Source organism: Allobosea sp. LjRoot237, assembly GCF_964253285.1.
Taxonomy (GTDB): Bacteria; Pseudomonadota; Alphaproteobacteria; order Rhizobiales; family Beijerinckiaceae; genus Allobosea.
This window is the reverse complement of record NZ_CAXUQP020000001.1, coordinates 3,255,899-3,269,911: the sequence shown is the minus strand read 5'-3', so window position 1 is coordinate 3,269,911 and position 14,013 is coordinate 3,255,899. Positions and strand designations below refer to the sequence as shown.

Here is a 14,013-nt window from a genome sequence, read left to right as displayed (position 1 = left end):
GCTGCCGATGGCGCTGAAGCCGGTCCCGGGAGAGTTGACAGTACAAGATGAATTGTATTCATTAGCTGCATCGAGTTGACGCTTATACAGATAACAACCAGCGCAGCCGGGGAGGACATCGTGGGAGAAGATGCCGTTCATCCGGCGGTGCCGCGCGTGCGCCGGATACCCATCAATGCTGTGGCAGCGATCACCGGCTGCAGCGTCCGGATGGCGGGCGCTTCTTATGAATGACGCTCAATATCGTTCTCCGGCGAGCGTGGCCGACGCTCCCATCGCGCTCTCCTGTACCGGGATCGAGCGCAGCTTCGGCGGCCTGCGTGCGCTGAAGGGCGTCTCTCTCGACGTCCGCAAGGGCGAAATTCTCGGCCTTGTCGGCCCAAACGGCTCCGGCAAGACCACGATGGTCAACGTGATCACCGGCTTCTATCCGCCCAATGCCGGGCAGGTGACCCTGTTCGGCGAGGACATCACCGCGCTGAAGCCGCATCGCATCGCCGCCCGCGGCGTCGCCCGCACCTTCCAGAATCTTGCTCTGTTCAAGGGCATGAGCGTTCTCGACAACATCCTGATCGGCCGCCACACCCACATGAAGCCGAGCGCGCTCGGGGCCTTGTTCTACTGGTGGTGGGCGGAACGCGAGGAGCTGGCCCATCGCCGGGTCGTCGAAGAAGTCATCGAGTTCATGCAGCTCCAGGACATTCGCGACGAGCCGGTCGAGGTCATCCCGCTCGGCCTGCAGAAGCGCGTCGAGCTGGCGCGTGCCCTCGTCGCCGAGCCGCGCCTCCTGATCCTGGACGAGCCGATGGCCGGCATGAACCAGGAAGAGAAGGAATATATCGCCCGCTTCATCCTCGATGCGCAGGAGGCGCGCGGCGTCACCATCCTGATCATCGAGCATCACATGGACGTGGTCACCTCGATCTGCGACCGCGTCGTCGTGCTGAGCTATGGCGAGGTGATCTCGGAGGGCGAACCGCAGGCGGCGATCTCGCATCCGAGCGTGGTCAGCGCCTATCTCGGCGAGCGCGCCGCCAAGCGCCACCAGGCTGGGAGCGCGGCATGATGGCGGCGCTCGGCATCAACCGTGAGAGCGGGCGCTGGCCGGTCGCGGCGGACGGCACGCCCGCGACGCTGATCGCCGCGCTCGCCCGCAACGCCGCCGAGTTCGGCGACCGCGTCGCCTTCCGCGAGCGGCGCTACGGCATCTGGCAGGAGCAGAACTGGCGCGAGGTCTTCGAGGAGATCGCCGCCATGGCGGCCGGGCTGGAAGAGGCCGGGCTGGTGGCCGGCGCCGCGATGACGGTGATCGGCGACAACCGCCCGCGGCTGTATTATGCCATGCTCGCCGCCAACATGCTGCGGGCCTTCCCGTCGCCGGTCTTTCCGGATGTGCCGCTGGAAGAGCTGATCGCCGCCACCCTGCATGGGGCGCCTCCTGTCGGCATCGCCGAGGATCAGGAACAGGTCGACAAGCTGCTCGAGCTCAGGGCGGCGACCGGGCGCGTCGCGACCATCCTCTATGACGACGAGCGTGGCCTCGACGGCTACGATCTGCCCGGGCTGATGTCGCTCGATGCGCTGGTGGCGAAGGGGCGGGAACGGCTGGAGCGCGAGCCGGAGCTCCTCGCTCGCTTCGTCCAGGCGCCGCAGGCCGACGACATCTCGGTGCTGCTGCACTCCTCCGGCACCACCGGCCTGCCCAAGGGCATCCCGCTGCGCCATCGCAACGTCACCGGCGGGCTGCTCAATGCCGGCCGCAGCGGCTATTTCCACCAGCACGAGGAACTCTACGCCTATCTGCCGACGGCCTGGGTCGGCGATTTCGTCTTTACGCTGGGCGCCGGCATGATGATGGCGGCGACGATCAACATCCCGGAGCGCCAGGAGACGGTGATGCGCGACCTGCGCGAGGTCTCGCCGACCTTCTATCTCGCCGCGCCGCGCGCCTGGGACCAGATGCTGACCCGCGTCCAGGTCGGCATGAAGAACTCGACACCGTTCAAGCGCTGGCTGTTCGAAACGACGATGGAGCGCGCCGTCGCCTTTGAGCGCAAGCGCCTCGCCGGCGGCACGCTGACGCTGAAGGAGAAGCTGCTCGACGCGGTCGGCAACGTCCTGGTCTATGCGCCGCTGCGCGACCATCTCGGATTGGGCCGGGCCGAGCGCGCCTTCACCGGCGGCGAAGCGCTCGGCGAGGACACCTTCCTGTTCTTCCGGGCGCTGGGCATCAAGCTGAAGCAGTTCTACGGCCAGACCGAGACCTGCGCGCTGACCGCGGCGCAGACGGAAGGCCAGGTCAAGCTGTACACGGTCGGCCGTCCGATGGAGGGCAGCGAGATCCGCATCGACGAGAGCGGCGAGATCCTCGTGCGCTCCTCCTCGGTGGTCGACGGCTACTATGATGATCCCGAGAGCAGCGCCAAGGCGCTGGTCGATGGCTGGCTGCACACCGGCGATGCCGGGCGCATCGACGAAGACGGCCAGCTCGTCGTGCTCGGCCGCGTCAGCGAAGTCGTGCGCACCGCCTCCGGCGAGCGTTACATCCCGAATTTCATCGAGAACCGGCTGAAGTTCAGCCCCTATATCCGCAATGTCGCGGTGATCGGCGCCGGGCGCGATATTCTTACCGCGATCATCTGCATCGATTTCGATGCCGTCGGCCATTGGGCCGAGGAGCGCGGCATCTCCTACACCTCCTATGCCGAGCTCTCGCAGCGGCCCGAGGTGCAGGCGCTGATCGGCAAGGTGGTCGGGCATGTCAACGGCACCCAGCCCGATGGGTTGCGCGTCAGACGCTTCGCCAACCTGCACAAGGATTTTGACGCCGACGACGGCGAGATCACCCGCACCCGCAAGCTGCGCCGCAACACGATCGAGACCACCTACGCCTCGCTGATCGCGGCGCTCTATGGCGGGCTCGACGAGACCATGTTCGAGGCCGTCATCACCTATGAAAACGGGGAGCGCGGCGTGATCCGGCGGACGCTCAGGATCAGTGAGGTCGTCGCCTGATGGGCCCTCTGCGCAACGCTGATCGTCCGAGCTCCTCCCCTTCCCCTTGTGGGGAAGGGTCGGGGATGGGGGTGGTGCCGCCTGGTGATCTCTCAGCAGAAAAGGCTGGCAGCGGGGACAACGCTAGCTGGTTCACCCGATCGCTTCGGCTTTGCGACCCCCACCCCTGCCCCTCCCCACAAGGGGGAGGGGTGCCGCCCGCGCGCCTTTCGCGGAGGAATTCCTGATGGACTGGATCCTGCTCGCGGAACTCTCGACCAACGGCGTCTTCGTCGGCCTGATGTATGCGCTGGTCTCGCTCGGCATCGTGCTGATCTACAAGACCTCCGGCACCGCCAATCTCGCCCAGGGCGCGATCGCCATGACCGGCGGCTACGTCACCTGGGCGCTCGCCACCCTGGTCGGCCTGCCGATCTGGCTGGCGATCCCCGTTGCGCTCGTCACCATGTTCGGCTTCGGGCTGCTGATGGAGCGCATCGCGCTGCGCCGGATGATCGGCCAGCCGGTGATCATGACGATCATGCTGACGCTCGGCGTCGAGATCATGCTGCGCGGTATCCTTCCCGGTGTCTTCGGCGCGGCGGTGAAGCGCCTCGACATCGGCATGCCGCAGCAGCCGCTCTTCGTCGGCGAACTCCTGCTCAACCGCTCGACGATGATCGGCGGCTCGATCTCGCTGCTGCTGATTCTGCTCTCGCTGTTTTTCTTCAATTCGCGCTTCGGCGTGGTGATGCGCGCCGTCGCCGATGACCAGACCGCCTCCTGGTCGGTCGGCATCAGGGTCGAGCGCGCGATCGCCGTCGCCTGGGGGCTGGCTGCCGTCTCCGCCACGGCCGCCGGCGTGCTCTGGGGCAGCACGCAGGGCATCGACTGGTCGCTCTCGCTCCTGCTGATCAAGGCGCTCGCCATCGCGATCCTAGGCGGACTCGACTCGATCCCGGGCGTGCTGATCGCCGGCGTCATCGTCGGTGTCGCCGAGAGCCTCGCCACCGGCGTGCTCGATCCGCTGGTCGGCGGCGGCTCGCGCGACGTCGTCGCGGCCGTGATCATCCTGGTGACGCTCCTGCTCAAGCCGCACGGCCTGTTCGGCCGCCACCATATCGAGAGGGTCTGACGCCGTGTTCTATCGTCGCGCCGGGATCCGCCACACGCGCTATCAGGACGAGCGCCAGCTGTTTCCGCTCGGCTTCGACCGCGGCCTGATCATCGCGGTCCTCGCCATCCTGCTGGCGGCGCCCTTCCTGTTCGACCGGCTCTACGTCTCCGGCTACCTGCTGCCCTGGCTGATCTGGACCTCGGCGGCGCTCGGCCTCAACCTGCTGATGGGCTGGTCCGGCCAGATCCATCTCGGCTACGGCGCGGTGATGGGCATCGGCGCCTATGGCTCGGTCCATCTGGTGCGTCTCGGTGTGCCGCTCGAGATCGCGATGATCGCCGGCGGCCTGCTCAGCGCGACCATCGGCACGATGTTCGGCGGCGCGGCCCTGCGCATGAAGGGCATCTATCTCGCGATGGCGACGCTCGCCATGCAGTACGTCGTCGACTTCGTCATCTCGCACTCGTCGGTGATCAGCGGCGGCTCGCTCGCGACGCTGCAGGTGCCGCCCGTCAGCTTCCTCGGCATACCCCTGCAGGGCGAGGTGCCGACCTATTATCTCGCGCTCGGCGTCTGCTTCGTCATCACGCTGTTCATGCTGAACGTCAGGCGGACCAGCTTCGGCCGGGCGCTGGCGGCGCTGCGCGAGAAGGACTACGCCGCGCAGGTCCTCGGCATCTCGACCTTCCGCTACAAGCTGCTCGCCTTCTGGGTCTCGTCCTTCATCGGCGGCGTCGTCGGCTCGGTGCTGGCCGTGACCTATCTGCGCGCGATCTCGCCCGACCAGTTCCACATCGAGCTCTCGATCCAGATCCTGGCGATGATCATCGTCGGTGGGCTCGGCAGCGTGCTCGGCCCGTTCTTCGGCACGGCGCTGATCCTGTTCGCGCCGATCCTGCTCAACAACCTGCTCGGGTTCACCGCCGGCACGTTCGGCCTGTCGCTGCCGATCGACCTGCGCGCCCATCTGCCGCTGATGGCCTATGGCGCGCTGGTGATCGGCTTCCTGCTCTACGAGCCGCTCGGCCTCGCCAAGATCTACGCCAATTTCCGCAACTACTTGCTCGTCTGGCCGTTCCGCCATGCCCAGCGGTGACGGTGCCTCAATCAACGACAGGGCTGGAGGAAACAGGATGTCGCTCGATCGCCGTTCTTTCATCGCCGGCTCGGCCGCGCTGGCCGCGCCGCTCGCCCTGCCGGTCCAGGTCTTCGCCCAGGAGAAGATCGTCCGCTTCACGCTGCCGCAGGACTTCACCCGGATCTACACCTTCGTCACCTCGGAATATAATCAGGGCCAGCGCGACTACTTCACGCTGGTCAACGATCGCGGCGGCGTCGGCGGCTACAAGATCGTCGCTGACATCACCGACCACGCCAACGATTTGCCGCGCGCCATCGAGGCCTATGAGCGTGGCAAGCGCGAGGGCGCCGTGCTGATCGACCCGCTCTCGACCCCGGTGGCGCGGGCTCTGGTGCCGCGCGCGCTCGAAGACAAGATCAACATGATCACCGCCTATTCCGGCCGCAGCGACGCCGCCGACGGCAGCGCCTTTCCCTATGTGCTGCCGCTCTCGATCAACTACTGGACGCAAGCCGGCCTGATCATCGAGCAGTTCAAGAAGACCGAGAAGGGCAGCCTCAAGGGCAAGAAGATCGTCTTCGTCCATATCGACACGCCCTTCGGCAAGGAGCCGCTGCCGATCCTCAACGTGCTCGCCAAGAAGGAGGGCTATGAGCTCGCCGCCTTCCCCTATACGCCGCCGGGCAACGACCAGTCGGCGATCTGGCCGCAGGTGCGCCGCGCCAGGCCCGATTTCGTGATCTTCTGGGGCGCCGGCGTCGGCCAGACCGTGGCGCTGACCGAGGCGATCCGCAACGGCCTGCCGATGGACCGGGTCTCGGGCAGCGTCTGGCTGTCGGAATCCGACATGGACGTGGTCGGCCGAGAGGCGGCCAAGGGCGTGATGAAGGTCGAGCCCTGCGTCGGCGGCCGCGAGCCCAAGGTGATCAAGGACATCCTCGCCGACGTCGTCGGCAAGGGCAAAGGCGCTGGCCCCGAGAACAAGGTCGGAACGGGCTACTACAACTACGGCGTCCAGATGGCGACGCTGATGGTCGAGGGCGTCCGCAAGGCGGCCGAGAAGGCGCCGAACGGCCCGGTCACCGGCCCCTGGCTCAACGAGGGCCTGCGTTCGATCACGAACTTCACCGCCGAGGGCATGCTGCCCCCGACCACGATCACCAAGGACGACCACCAGGGCGGCGGCATGGGCCGGATCGCGCGCTGGGACGGCGCCAGGTTCGTGCCGATCACCGACTGGTACACCGCCAACCAGGACGTGGTCTGGGAAGAGATCCGCAAGAACTCGGAAGAGTTCAAGAAGTCCGGGAAATGACGGGGGGCAGGGCGGCGCGGGTCTTCCGCGCTGCCCCTTTTCGGATCGAGCCGATGACGCTGCTGGCGCTGAACAATATCGAGATCGTCTACGATCAGGTCTTCCTCGCGGTGCGCGGCGTCTCGATCGAGGTGCCCGAAAAGGGGCTCGTCGCCGTGCTCGGCGCCAACGGCGCCGGCAAGAGCACGGTGCTGAAGGCGATCTCGGGCCTGCTCAAGCCCGAGCGCGGCGCGGTCACCCGCGGCGAGATCAGCTTCGACGGCCGCTCGATCCTCCCGATCGACCCGCCCGATCGCGTACGCCTCGGCATTGTCCATGTGCTGGAAGGGCGCCGCGTCTTCGGCCATCTGACGCCGAAGGAGAACCTGATCGCGGCCGCGACCATGCATCGCGAGCGCGGTCATGTCTCAGCGTTGATCGACCGGATGTTCGAGACCTTCCCGCGCCTCGCCCAGCGCGCCAAGGCCGAGGCCGGCTATCTCTCCGGCGGCGAGCAGCAGATGCTGGCGATCGCGCGTGCCTTGATGACCGAACCGCGGCTGCTGATGCTCGACGAGCCGAGCCTCGGCCTCGCGCCTTTCCTCGTCGACGAGATCTTCGACATCATCCGGGGCGTCAATGAGCGCGATGGCGTCGCCGTGCTTCTGGTCGAGCAGAACGCGACGGCGGCGCTGGAGATCGCCCAATACGGCTACCTGATCGAGAACGGCCGCATCCTGATGAGCGGCGAGGCTGCAGTGCTGAGCGCCAATCCCGACGTCGCCGACGCCTATCTCGGCGGCCACCAGAAGGTCGACTACCACGCGGTCAAACACTACCGGCGCCGCAAGCGCTGGCTCGCCTGAGAGACCGAGATGGGCAAGCACTACGACCGGCTGGAGACCCGCGCGCCCGCACGCCGCGAGGCCGATCTGTTCGGACGGCTGCCACAGGTGATCGCGGCAGCGAAGCGGCTGCCAGCCTGGCGTCGGCATCTACACGGCATCGATCCCGCTTCTGTCACCGACCGGGCGGCGCTCACCCGCCTGCCGGTGCTGCGCAAATCCGACCTGCCGGCGAGCCAGCGCGCAAAGCCACCCTTCGGCGGTTTGCTGCCGGGCCGGCCGAGTGATTATCGCCGGCTGATGATGTCGCCGGGGCCGATCTTCGAACCCGAGGGCCATGACGATGATCCCTGGCGGGTCGCCCGCGCGCTTGCGGCGGCGGGTGCCGGGCGCCGCGATGTCGTGCTCAACACCTTCTCCTATCATTTGACGCCCGGCGCCTGGTGCTTCGATGCCGGCGCGCGCGTGCTCGGCTGCGCCGTGATCCCGGCCGGGCCGGGCAACAGCGATGCCCAGCTCGACCTGATCGAGGCCTACCGGCCGACGCTCTATGCCGGCGTGCCGGATTTCCTGAAGATCCTGCTCGACCTCGGCGCGGCGCGCGGGCGCGATCTCACCTCGCTGAAACGGGCGGTGGTTTCCGGCGCGGCCTTCCCGCCCTCGCTGCAAGCCGAGTTCCGCGAGCGCGGCATCGACGCCTATCAGTGCTACGCCACCGCCGAATGCGGCATCATCGCCTATGAGACGCCGGCCCGCGACGGCCTCGTCCTCAACGAGGACATCATCGTCGAGATCCTGCGCCCCGGCACCGGCCAGCCAGTGGCGGAAGGCGATGTCGGCGAGATCGCCGTCACTATCCTTGACCCCAAAAAGCCGCTGATCCGCTTCGCCGTCGGCGATCTCACCGCGACGCTGCCGGGATGCTCGCCCTGCGGGCGCACCAATCAGCGGATTCGCGGCTGGCTCGGCCGGGCCGACCAGTCGGCCAAGGTCAAGGGCATGTTCGTCCGGCCCGAGCAGGTCGCAGCGGTCGCCGCGCGACATCCAGAGCTCGGCCGCTGCCGCCTGGTGGTGACGCGCGCCGGCGAGACCGATGCGATGTGCTTCAGGGCCGAAGCTGCCGCGCCGGGGCCGGGCTTGGCCGAGGCGGTGAAGGCTTCCGTGCGCGAGGTCTTCAAGCTGAGCGGCGCCGTCGAGCTGGTGGCGCCGGGGACGTTGCCGAATGATGGCAAGGCGATCGACGATACACGATCGCCGGGCTGAGGCTCGCGGCGTAGATGAGATGAGGACGGGACGATGAGCGATCCGGCAGGCGAGGTGGTGATCACGGAGCGGCAGGGGGCGGTGCTGACCGTGACCATGAACCGTCCCAAGGTTCTCAACGTGCTCGACGAGGCGATGGCCGATGCGCTTGTGGCGGCCTTCTCTGGGCTGGGCGCGGATCAGACGATCCGTGCCGTCATCCTGGCGGGGGCAGGGCGCTCCTTCATGGCCGGCGGAGACCTTGCCCGCTTCCAGGCCGATCTGCCTGGCGCGCCGCAGATCGCGACGCTGCTGATCGACCGCTTCCACACGCTGATGCGCCTGATCAAGGCGATGCCGCAGCCGGTGATCGCCGTGGTGCAGGGGCCGGTCGCGGGTGGCGGCGTCGGGCTCGCCTTCGCCTGTGATCTGGTCGTGGCTGCCGAGGGCGCGAGCTTCCTCTCCGCCTATACCAAGCTCGGCACCAGTCCCGATGGCGGCACCACCTGGACGCTGACGCAGCTGCTCGGCCCGCGCCGCGCGCTGGAGTTCGTCCTGCTCAACGAGGCGGTGAATGCCGACACGGCCCTCCGGCTCGGCCTCGTCAATCGCATCGTGCCACCTAGCGAGCTGATGGAGGCCACGCGCACCATGGCGGAGAAGCTCGCTCGCGGCAGCTTCGGCGCGCAGAAGGCGAGCAAGGCGCTGGTCCAGGCCGCCACGCAGGGCTCCTTCGACGAGCAGCTCGAGCTGGAGAAACGGGCCTTCGTCGCCAATGCCGGCACCGCGGATTTCCGCGAGGGCATCAACGCCTTCTTCGAGCGGCGGCCGCCGAAGTTCTGACGCCCGTCAGCCGCGCCGCGCTCGCCAGGCCGCAACCAGGCCGGCCACGAGCAGCACCAGCAGGATGCCATGGAAGACCTTGTCCGCCGGAGCCTGCGGCCCGACGCCGACTGCGATAGTGAAGGCGCCGACCAGCGTGCCGAGCAGCGCGAAACCCTGAGCCGCGAGGGCGACGGTCCGCGCCGCGGCTGGCCGCAGCAGGCAGATGGCGAGGCCGAGCGCCAGCACCACTGCGATCACGCCTTCGGCCGTCCTGGCCTGGGCATGCTCGTGGCCACTGAACGGAATGCCGGCATGGATCAGCGAGGCCCCGGCGAACAGCAGGATCTCGATGGCGAGAAAGGCGAGGAGCGTGCTCCGGCTGGTCATCGGTCGTCTCCTGGGGTGCAATGGATAGCCAATATAATTGGAGTGGTCAAAATATCAGATAGGTCAAATAATATTGACAAGCCGAATCCTGCGGGCAGGGATATGACGCAACCACCCGATAGCGAGACCGACCGAGCCGCCGAGGCCTGGCGGCTGATGTTCGCTTTCCTGATGCGCTCTGCACCCGAGCGGTTGCGCGCCCAGCAGGAGCGCGGGCTGACGCCGAACGATTCCCGGGCGCTGTTTTCGCTCGTCGAGGACGACAAGCCGATGGGGGCGCTGGCGAAGGAATGGACCTGCGACCCCTCGACCGCGACGTGGCTGGTCGATCGGCTCGAACGTGCGGGACTGGTCGAGCGAATTGCCTCCGCCGCCGACCGACGCGTGAAGCTGGTTCGAGCGACGCCGAAGGGCAAGGCGACGATGCAGGAGCTGATGGCGGCCTATCAACGGCCGCCGGCCGAACTCGCTCAGCTGACCCAGCGTGATCTGGACGAGCTCGCCCGCATTCTCAGAATGCTCCAGCTGGGGGATGCCTGATCGCCACGGAGGGCGCATGCGAGCGAGCGGAAATGTGGGGTTCCGAGCCGGACTGGACGGGGGCTTTTCGGGATTGGTCGCGTCCACGCTGGGCGCTGTCCTGGTCGCAGCGCCGGCTGCGGCCGAAGTACCGCGCGAATTTCTCGGCAAATGGACGAGCCGGCCGGGTCATTGCGAGCAGCGCAATGGCGAGGTCGATGTGCTCGAGGTCACTCCGAGTGGGCTTGCGGTTTACGAGGTCGGTTGTGACCTCGGGCGCTCCGAGCCGATCTCCGGGGGCGTGCGGTTCGTTGCGCAATGCTACAAGGGCGGGGGGCCCGTCAGTGCCGGGGCAGTGACGCTGCGACGGTTGGGGCAGGGTGGGATCGAGTTCGCGCTCCTCGACTTTTCCTGGGCCTCCGATGAGGCCCAGCGTTTCAGTCGTTGCCGAACCGGCCGCGCCCGCTGAGCGGGCGCCTGCCGGACGGGCAGTGGTCCTCAGCCGGTCTTGGCCTGGTTGAAGTCCGAGATGCCGCCATGGGCGGCCGACCATTTGGCCGGCTCGTTGAGGAAGCTCTCGACCTCGTCCAGCACCTTCGGCTCGAAATGGCCGCTCGCCTTGGCGACCTTGAGTACGTCCCACCAGGTGGTGAGATAGTGCAGGCCGACGCCGATCTCCTGCATCATCGCGCGGCCTTGCGGGAAGATGTCGTAGTAGAACAGCACGAAACAGTGATCGACCTTGGCGCCGGCGTCGCGCAGGGCCTTGCAGAAATTGACCTTGCTGCCGCCATCGGTGGCGAGGTCCTCGACCAGCAGCGTGCGCGCGCCCTCGACCACTTCGCCCTCGATCTGGGCATTGCGGCCGAAGCCCTTGGGCTTCTTGCGGACATACTGCATCGGCAGCGAGAGCCGGTCGGAGATCCAGGCAGCGAACGGAATGCCGGCCGTCTCGCCACCGGCGACGATGTCGATCGATTCATAGCCGATGTCGCGCACGATGGTGGTCGCCGCGAAATCGATCAGCGAGGAGCGCAGCCGCGGGAAGGAGATGATCTTACGGCAGTCGATATAGACCGGGCTCGCCCAGCCCGAGGTGAAGATGAAGGGCTTGTCGCTGTAGAAGTGGACCGCCTTGATCTCGAGTAGCATCTTGGCCGCTTCGAGCGCGATGGTCTCCCGGTCGACCGGCATATAGAGATTGGGCATGGTCTGGTTCTCCAGGGCCAGCGCGCGCCATCCTTCGCCGTTTGCAGGCGTTGGCGCGGCTCTGATCAAATTCGCAAACGGCCCCTTCTCGACAGGTTGCCGGTGAAGGTCAATCCCCGCTGCGCACTGTCCCCGAGATGATTGCACAGGGGTGCTCGCACAGCCCGGGCAGGGCGGTTATGGAAGAGCCGGCTCGCCTTCGGATTCGCAAGGCGGGCGGGAAGCACAGGGGCAAGGCATGAGCGTCACGGAACTCTTCGGCAGCACTGAAGCCAAGGCAGCCGGCACCTTCGAGACGCTGACGATCCGCCGTCCGGACGATTGGCACGTGCATCTGCGCGACGGCGCCATGCTGAAGGCGGTGCTGCCCTTCACCGCCGCCCAGTTCAAGCGCGGCATCATCATGCCGAACCTGGTGCCGCCGGTGACAAGCATCGAGGCGGCCTCCGCCTATCGCGAGCGCATCCTGGCGGCCCGGCCGGAGGGCAGCGACTTCATTCCGCTGATGACCTGCTATCTCACCGATACGACGGATCCGGGCGAGATCGAGCGCGGCTTCAGGGACGGCGTCTGGGCTGCCGCCAAGCTCTACCCGGCCGGCGCCACCACCAACGCCCATCACGGCGTCACCAGCATTCCGAAGCTCGCGCCGGTGCTGGAGCGAATGGAGAAGATCGGCATGCCGGTCCTCGTCCATGGCGAGGCGACCGATCCAGCCGTCGACATCTTCGACCGCGAGGCGGTGTTCATGGAGCAGGAGATGCTGCCGCTCCTGAAGCGGCATCAGGGACTGAAAGTGGTGGTCGAGCACGTCACCACCGCCGAGACGGTTGATCTCGTGCGCGCCCATGCCGGCCGGGCGGCGGGCACGATCACGCCGCACCACCTGATCATCAACCGGACCTCGATCTTCCAGGGCGGCCTCAGGCCGCATCTTTATTGCCTGCCGGTCGCCAAGCGCGAGCGCCATCGCCTTGCCCTGCGCAAGGCCGCGACCTCAGGCGACGGCAATTTCTTCATCGGCACCGACACGGCGCCGCATCTGCGCGGCGCCAAGCAGGCCGAATGCTGCTCGGCCGGCGTCTTCGGCGGCGCCACCGCGCTGCAGACCTATGTCCAGGTCTTCGACGAGGAGGGCGCGCTCCCCCGTTTCGAGGCCTTCGCCGCGGAGAACGGTGCGCGCTTCTACGGCCTGCCGTTGAACGAGGGCACGGTCACGCTGGAGAAGCGGCCCTGCCGGGTCTCGCCCGCCATCGCTGTCGGCGAGGAGGACGTCGTCGTCTTCCGCGGCGGCGAGGAATTGCCCTGGTCGCTCGGCGAGGTGAGGGCGTAACGGGCCGCAAGGCCTCTTCTCGTCATTCCGGGGCGACGCAAAGCGTCGAGCCCGGAACCCATGAACACGACGCTCATCATCATTGCGGCGACGATACCGGCAACCGAGGTGCGCTGCAGCCTGGATTGTTCGCTGCAATGACAGCGTTCCATGGAGTTCGGTCGTGTCCATGGGTTCCGGGCTCAGGCCTGCGGCCTGCCCCGGAATGACGACTTGCCTCAATCGGTGAACACCACCGTCTTCTTGCCGTTGAGCACGATGCGGTCTTCGAGATGGTGCGAGACGGCCCGCGCCAGCACGCGCCGCTCGATGTCGCGGCCTTTCCGGACGAGGTCGTCAGGCGTATCGCGGTGGCTGATGCGCTCGACGTCCTGCTCGATGATCGGGCCCTCGTCGAGGTCCGGCGTGACGTAGTGCGCGGTCGCGCCGATCAGCTTCACGCCGCGCTGATGCGCCTGGTGATAGGGCTTGGCGCCCTTGAAGCCGGGCAGGAACGAGTGGTGGATGTTGATGCAGCGCCCGGTGAGCTTGGCGGACAGGCCGTCCGACAGGACCTGCATGTAGCGGGCGAGCACGACGAGGTCGGCCTTGCTCTCCTGCACGATCCGCCAGACCTCCGCTTCCTGCTCCATCTTGGTCTGGCGCGTCACCGGCAGATGGTGGAAGGGCAGGTCGCTGATATCGGTCGAGGCGATGGCGGCGCGCTCATGGTTCGAGACGATTGCCGCGATCTCCATCGGCAGTTCGCCGATGCGCCAGCGATAGATCAGGTCGACCAGGCAATGGTCGAACTTCGAGACCAGCAGCAGCACGCGCTTCTTCTTCGCTCGCTCGCTGAGGTTGATGGTCATGGCGAAGCGCTGGGCGAGCGCCTCGATGCCGGAAGCGATGGCCTCCTGCGGCTGCGCGCCGTCGAGGCGGACGAAGACGACGCGCATGAAGAAGCGGCCGGTTTCGATGTCGTCATATTGCTGGGCGTCGAGGATGTTGCAGCCGGCCTCGAACAGCAGGGTCGAGACGGCGGCGACGATCCCCGGACGGTCGGGGCAGGACAGGGTGAGCACGCTGGTACGGTCGAGCATGGCATGACGCCGCCGGCGAGGGCGGCCCTTCGATCAGGAATGAGTTCTGGGGCGGAGAGGGAGGCGCGCGACGCGCTGCCGTCAA

General features: G+C 67.2%; 14 protein-coding genes. 11 read left to right on the top strand and 3 right to left on the bottom strand.

Annotated elements, in window-relative coordinates; genetic code table 11:
* Nucleotides 1–259 precede the first annotated feature (259 nt).
* The 8 genes from ACSQ24_RS15890 to ACSQ24_RS15855 all read left to right on the top strand — a co-directional run bounded on the left by ACSQ24_RS15890 (nucleotide 260) and on the right by ACSQ24_RS15855 (nucleotide 9,416).
* On the top strand, nucleotides 260–1,066 hold the full coding sequence (locus ACSQ24_RS15890) for an ABC transporter ATP-binding protein (RefSeq protein WP_436095608.1): 807 nt from the start codon (nucleotides 260–262) through the stop codon (nucleotides 1,064–1,066).
* Nucleotides 1,063–3,015 (top strand): AMP-dependent synthetase/ligase, encoded by a 1,953-nt coding sequence (locus ACSQ24_RS15885; RefSeq protein ID WP_436095607.1) that lies wholly within the window; start codon nucleotides 1,063–1,065, stop codon nucleotides 3,013–3,015. The genes ACSQ24_RS15890 and ACSQ24_RS15885 overlap by 4 nt, the downstream gene beginning before the upstream one ends.
* Before the next feature lie 226 nt (nucleotides 3,016–3,241).
* Nucleotides 3,242–4,129, top strand: coding sequence for a branched-chain amino acid ABC transporter permease (locus ACSQ24_RS15880; RefSeq protein WP_436095606.1), 888 nt, complete (start codon nucleotides 3,242–3,244; stop codon nucleotides 4,127–4,129).
* A gap of 4 nt (nucleotides 4,130–4,133) precedes the next feature.
* Nucleotides 4,134–5,207 carry a branched-chain amino acid ABC transporter permease gene (locus tag ACSQ24_RS15875; protein WP_436095605.1) on the top strand — a complete coding sequence of 358 codons (1,074 nt, stop codon included), beginning with the start codon at nucleotides 4,134–4,136 and terminating at the stop codon, nucleotides 5,205–5,207.
* A gap of 37 nt (nucleotides 5,208–5,244) precedes the next feature.
* The gene (locus ACSQ24_RS15870; protein ID WP_436095604.1) at nucleotides 5,245–6,507 is read left to right on the top strand and encodes an ABC transporter substrate-binding protein; all 1,263 of its coding nucleotides are present in this window, start codon (nucleotides 5,245–5,247) and stop codon (nucleotides 6,505–6,507) included.
* A 53-nt stretch (nucleotides 6,508–6,560) separates the two neighbouring features.
* The gene (locus ACSQ24_RS15865) at nucleotides 6,561–7,352 is read left to right on the top strand and encodes an ABC transporter ATP-binding protein (RefSeq protein WP_436095603.1); all 792 of its coding nucleotides are present in this window, start codon (nucleotides 6,561–6,563) and stop codon (nucleotides 7,350–7,352) included.
* 9 nt (nucleotides 7,353–7,361) lie between these two features.
* Nucleotides 7,362–8,594, top strand: coding sequence for a phenylacetate--CoA ligase family protein (locus tag ACSQ24_RS15860; protein ID WP_436095602.1), 1,233 nt, complete (start codon nucleotides 7,362–7,364; stop codon nucleotides 8,592–8,594).
* Nucleotides 8,595–8,627: 33 nt separating this feature from the next.
* Complete coding sequence (locus ACSQ24_RS15855) at nucleotides 8,628–9,416, top strand: enoyl-CoA hydratase/isomerase family protein (protein ID WP_436095601.1); 789 nt, start codon at nucleotides 8,628–8,630, stop codon at nucleotides 9,414–9,416.
* A gap of 6 nt (nucleotides 9,417–9,422) precedes the next feature.
* On the opposite strand, the gene ACSQ24_RS15850 is transcribed toward ACSQ24_RS15855, so the two are convergent.
* Entirely contained in the window at nucleotides 9,423–9,785 is a 363-nt protein-coding gene (locus ACSQ24_RS15850) for a hypothetical protein (protein WP_436095600.1), read from the bottom strand.
* A 102-nt stretch (nucleotides 9,786–9,887) separates the two neighbouring features.
* Between ACSQ24_RS15850 and ACSQ24_RS15845 the strand changes: the two genes are divergently transcribed.
* Together ACSQ24_RS15845 and ACSQ24_RS15840 are read left to right on the top strand one after the other, a co-directional pair.
* The gene (locus tag ACSQ24_RS15845) at nucleotides 9,888–10,325 is read left to right on the top strand and encodes a MarR family winged helix-turn-helix transcriptional regulator (RefSeq protein WP_436095599.1); all 438 of its coding nucleotides are present in this window, start codon (nucleotides 9,888–9,890) and stop codon (nucleotides 10,323–10,325) included.
* A 73-nt stretch (nucleotides 10,326–10,398) separates the two neighbouring features.
* Complete coding sequence (locus ACSQ24_RS15840; RefSeq protein WP_436095598.1) at nucleotides 10,399–10,773, top strand: hypothetical protein; 375 nt, start codon at nucleotides 10,399–10,401, stop codon at nucleotides 10,771–10,773.
* Nucleotides 10,774–10,802: 29 nt separating this feature from the next.
* Here the strand turns inward: ACSQ24_RS15840 and ACSQ24_RS15835 are convergent, their stop codons facing one another.
* Nucleotides 10,803–11,513: an orotate phosphoribosyltransferase gene (locus ACSQ24_RS15835; protein ID WP_129157979.1), complete on the bottom strand. Its 711-nt coding sequence runs from the start codon at nucleotides 11,511–11,513 to the stop codon at nucleotides 10,803–10,805.
* A 238-nt stretch (nucleotides 11,514–11,751) separates the two neighbouring features.
* Here ACSQ24_RS15835 and pyrC point away from each other — a divergent pair, with 238 nt between their 5' ends.
* Nucleotides 11,752–12,846, top strand: coding sequence for a dihydroorotase (gene pyrC / locus ACSQ24_RS15830; protein WP_436095597.1), 1,095 nt, complete (start codon nucleotides 11,752–11,754; stop codon nucleotides 12,844–12,846).
* Between the two features lie 218 nt (nucleotides 12,847–13,064).
* Here pyrC and purU read toward each other — a convergent pair whose 3' ends face one another.
* The gene (purU, locus tag ACSQ24_RS15825) at nucleotides 13,065–13,928 is read right to left on the bottom strand and encodes a formyltetrahydrofolate deformylase (protein ID WP_436095596.1); all 864 of its coding nucleotides are present in this window, start codon (nucleotides 13,926–13,928) and stop codon (nucleotides 13,065–13,067) included.
* Between the last annotated feature and the right edge of the window lie 85 nt (nucleotides 13,929–14,013).

Bases quoted from the DNA above. Each gene is read 5' to 3' on its own strand.
- ACSQ24_RS15885 (WP_436095607.1), top strand. From the start codon at position 1,063: ATGATGGCGGCGCTCGGCATCAACCGTGAGAGCGGGCGCTGGCCGGTC.
- ACSQ24_RS15880 (WP_436095606.1), top strand. From the start codon at position 3,242: ATGGACTGGATCCTGCTCGCGGAACTCTCGACCAACGGCGTCTTCGTC.
- ACSQ24_RS15870 (WP_436095604.1), top strand. From the start codon at position 5,245: ATGTCGCTCGATCGCCGTTCTTTCATCGCCGGCTCGGCCGCGCTGGCC.
- ACSQ24_RS15865 (WP_436095603.1), top strand. From the start codon at position 6,561: ATGACGCTGCTGGCGCTGAACAATATCGAGATCGTCTACGATCAGGTC.
- ACSQ24_RS15860 (WP_436095602.1), top strand. From the start codon at position 7,362: ATGGGCAAGCACTACGACCGGCTGGAGACCCGCGCGCCCGCACGCCGC.
- ACSQ24_RS15855 (WP_436095601.1), top strand. From the start codon at position 8,628: ATGAGCGATCCGGCAGGCGAGGTGGTGATCACGGAGCGGCAGGGGGCG.
- ACSQ24_RS15850 (WP_436095600.1), bottom strand. From the start codon at position 9,785: ATGACCAGCCGGAGCACGCTCCTCGCCTTTCTCGCCATCGAGATCCTG.
- ACSQ24_RS15845 (WP_436095599.1), top strand. From the start codon at position 9,888: ATGACGCAACCACCCGATAGCGAGACCGACCGAGCCGCCGAGGCCTGG.
- ACSQ24_RS15835 (WP_129157979.1), bottom strand. From the start codon at position 11,513: ATGCCCAATCTCTATATGCCGGTCGACCGGGAGACCATCGCGCTCGAA.
- pyrC (WP_436095597.1), top strand. From the start codon at position 11,752: ATGAGCGTCACGGAACTCTTCGGCAGCACTGAAGCCAAGGCAGCCGGC.
- purU (WP_436095596.1), bottom strand. From the start codon at position 13,928: ATGCTCGACCGTACCAGCGTGCTCACCCTGTCCTGCCCCGACCGTCCG.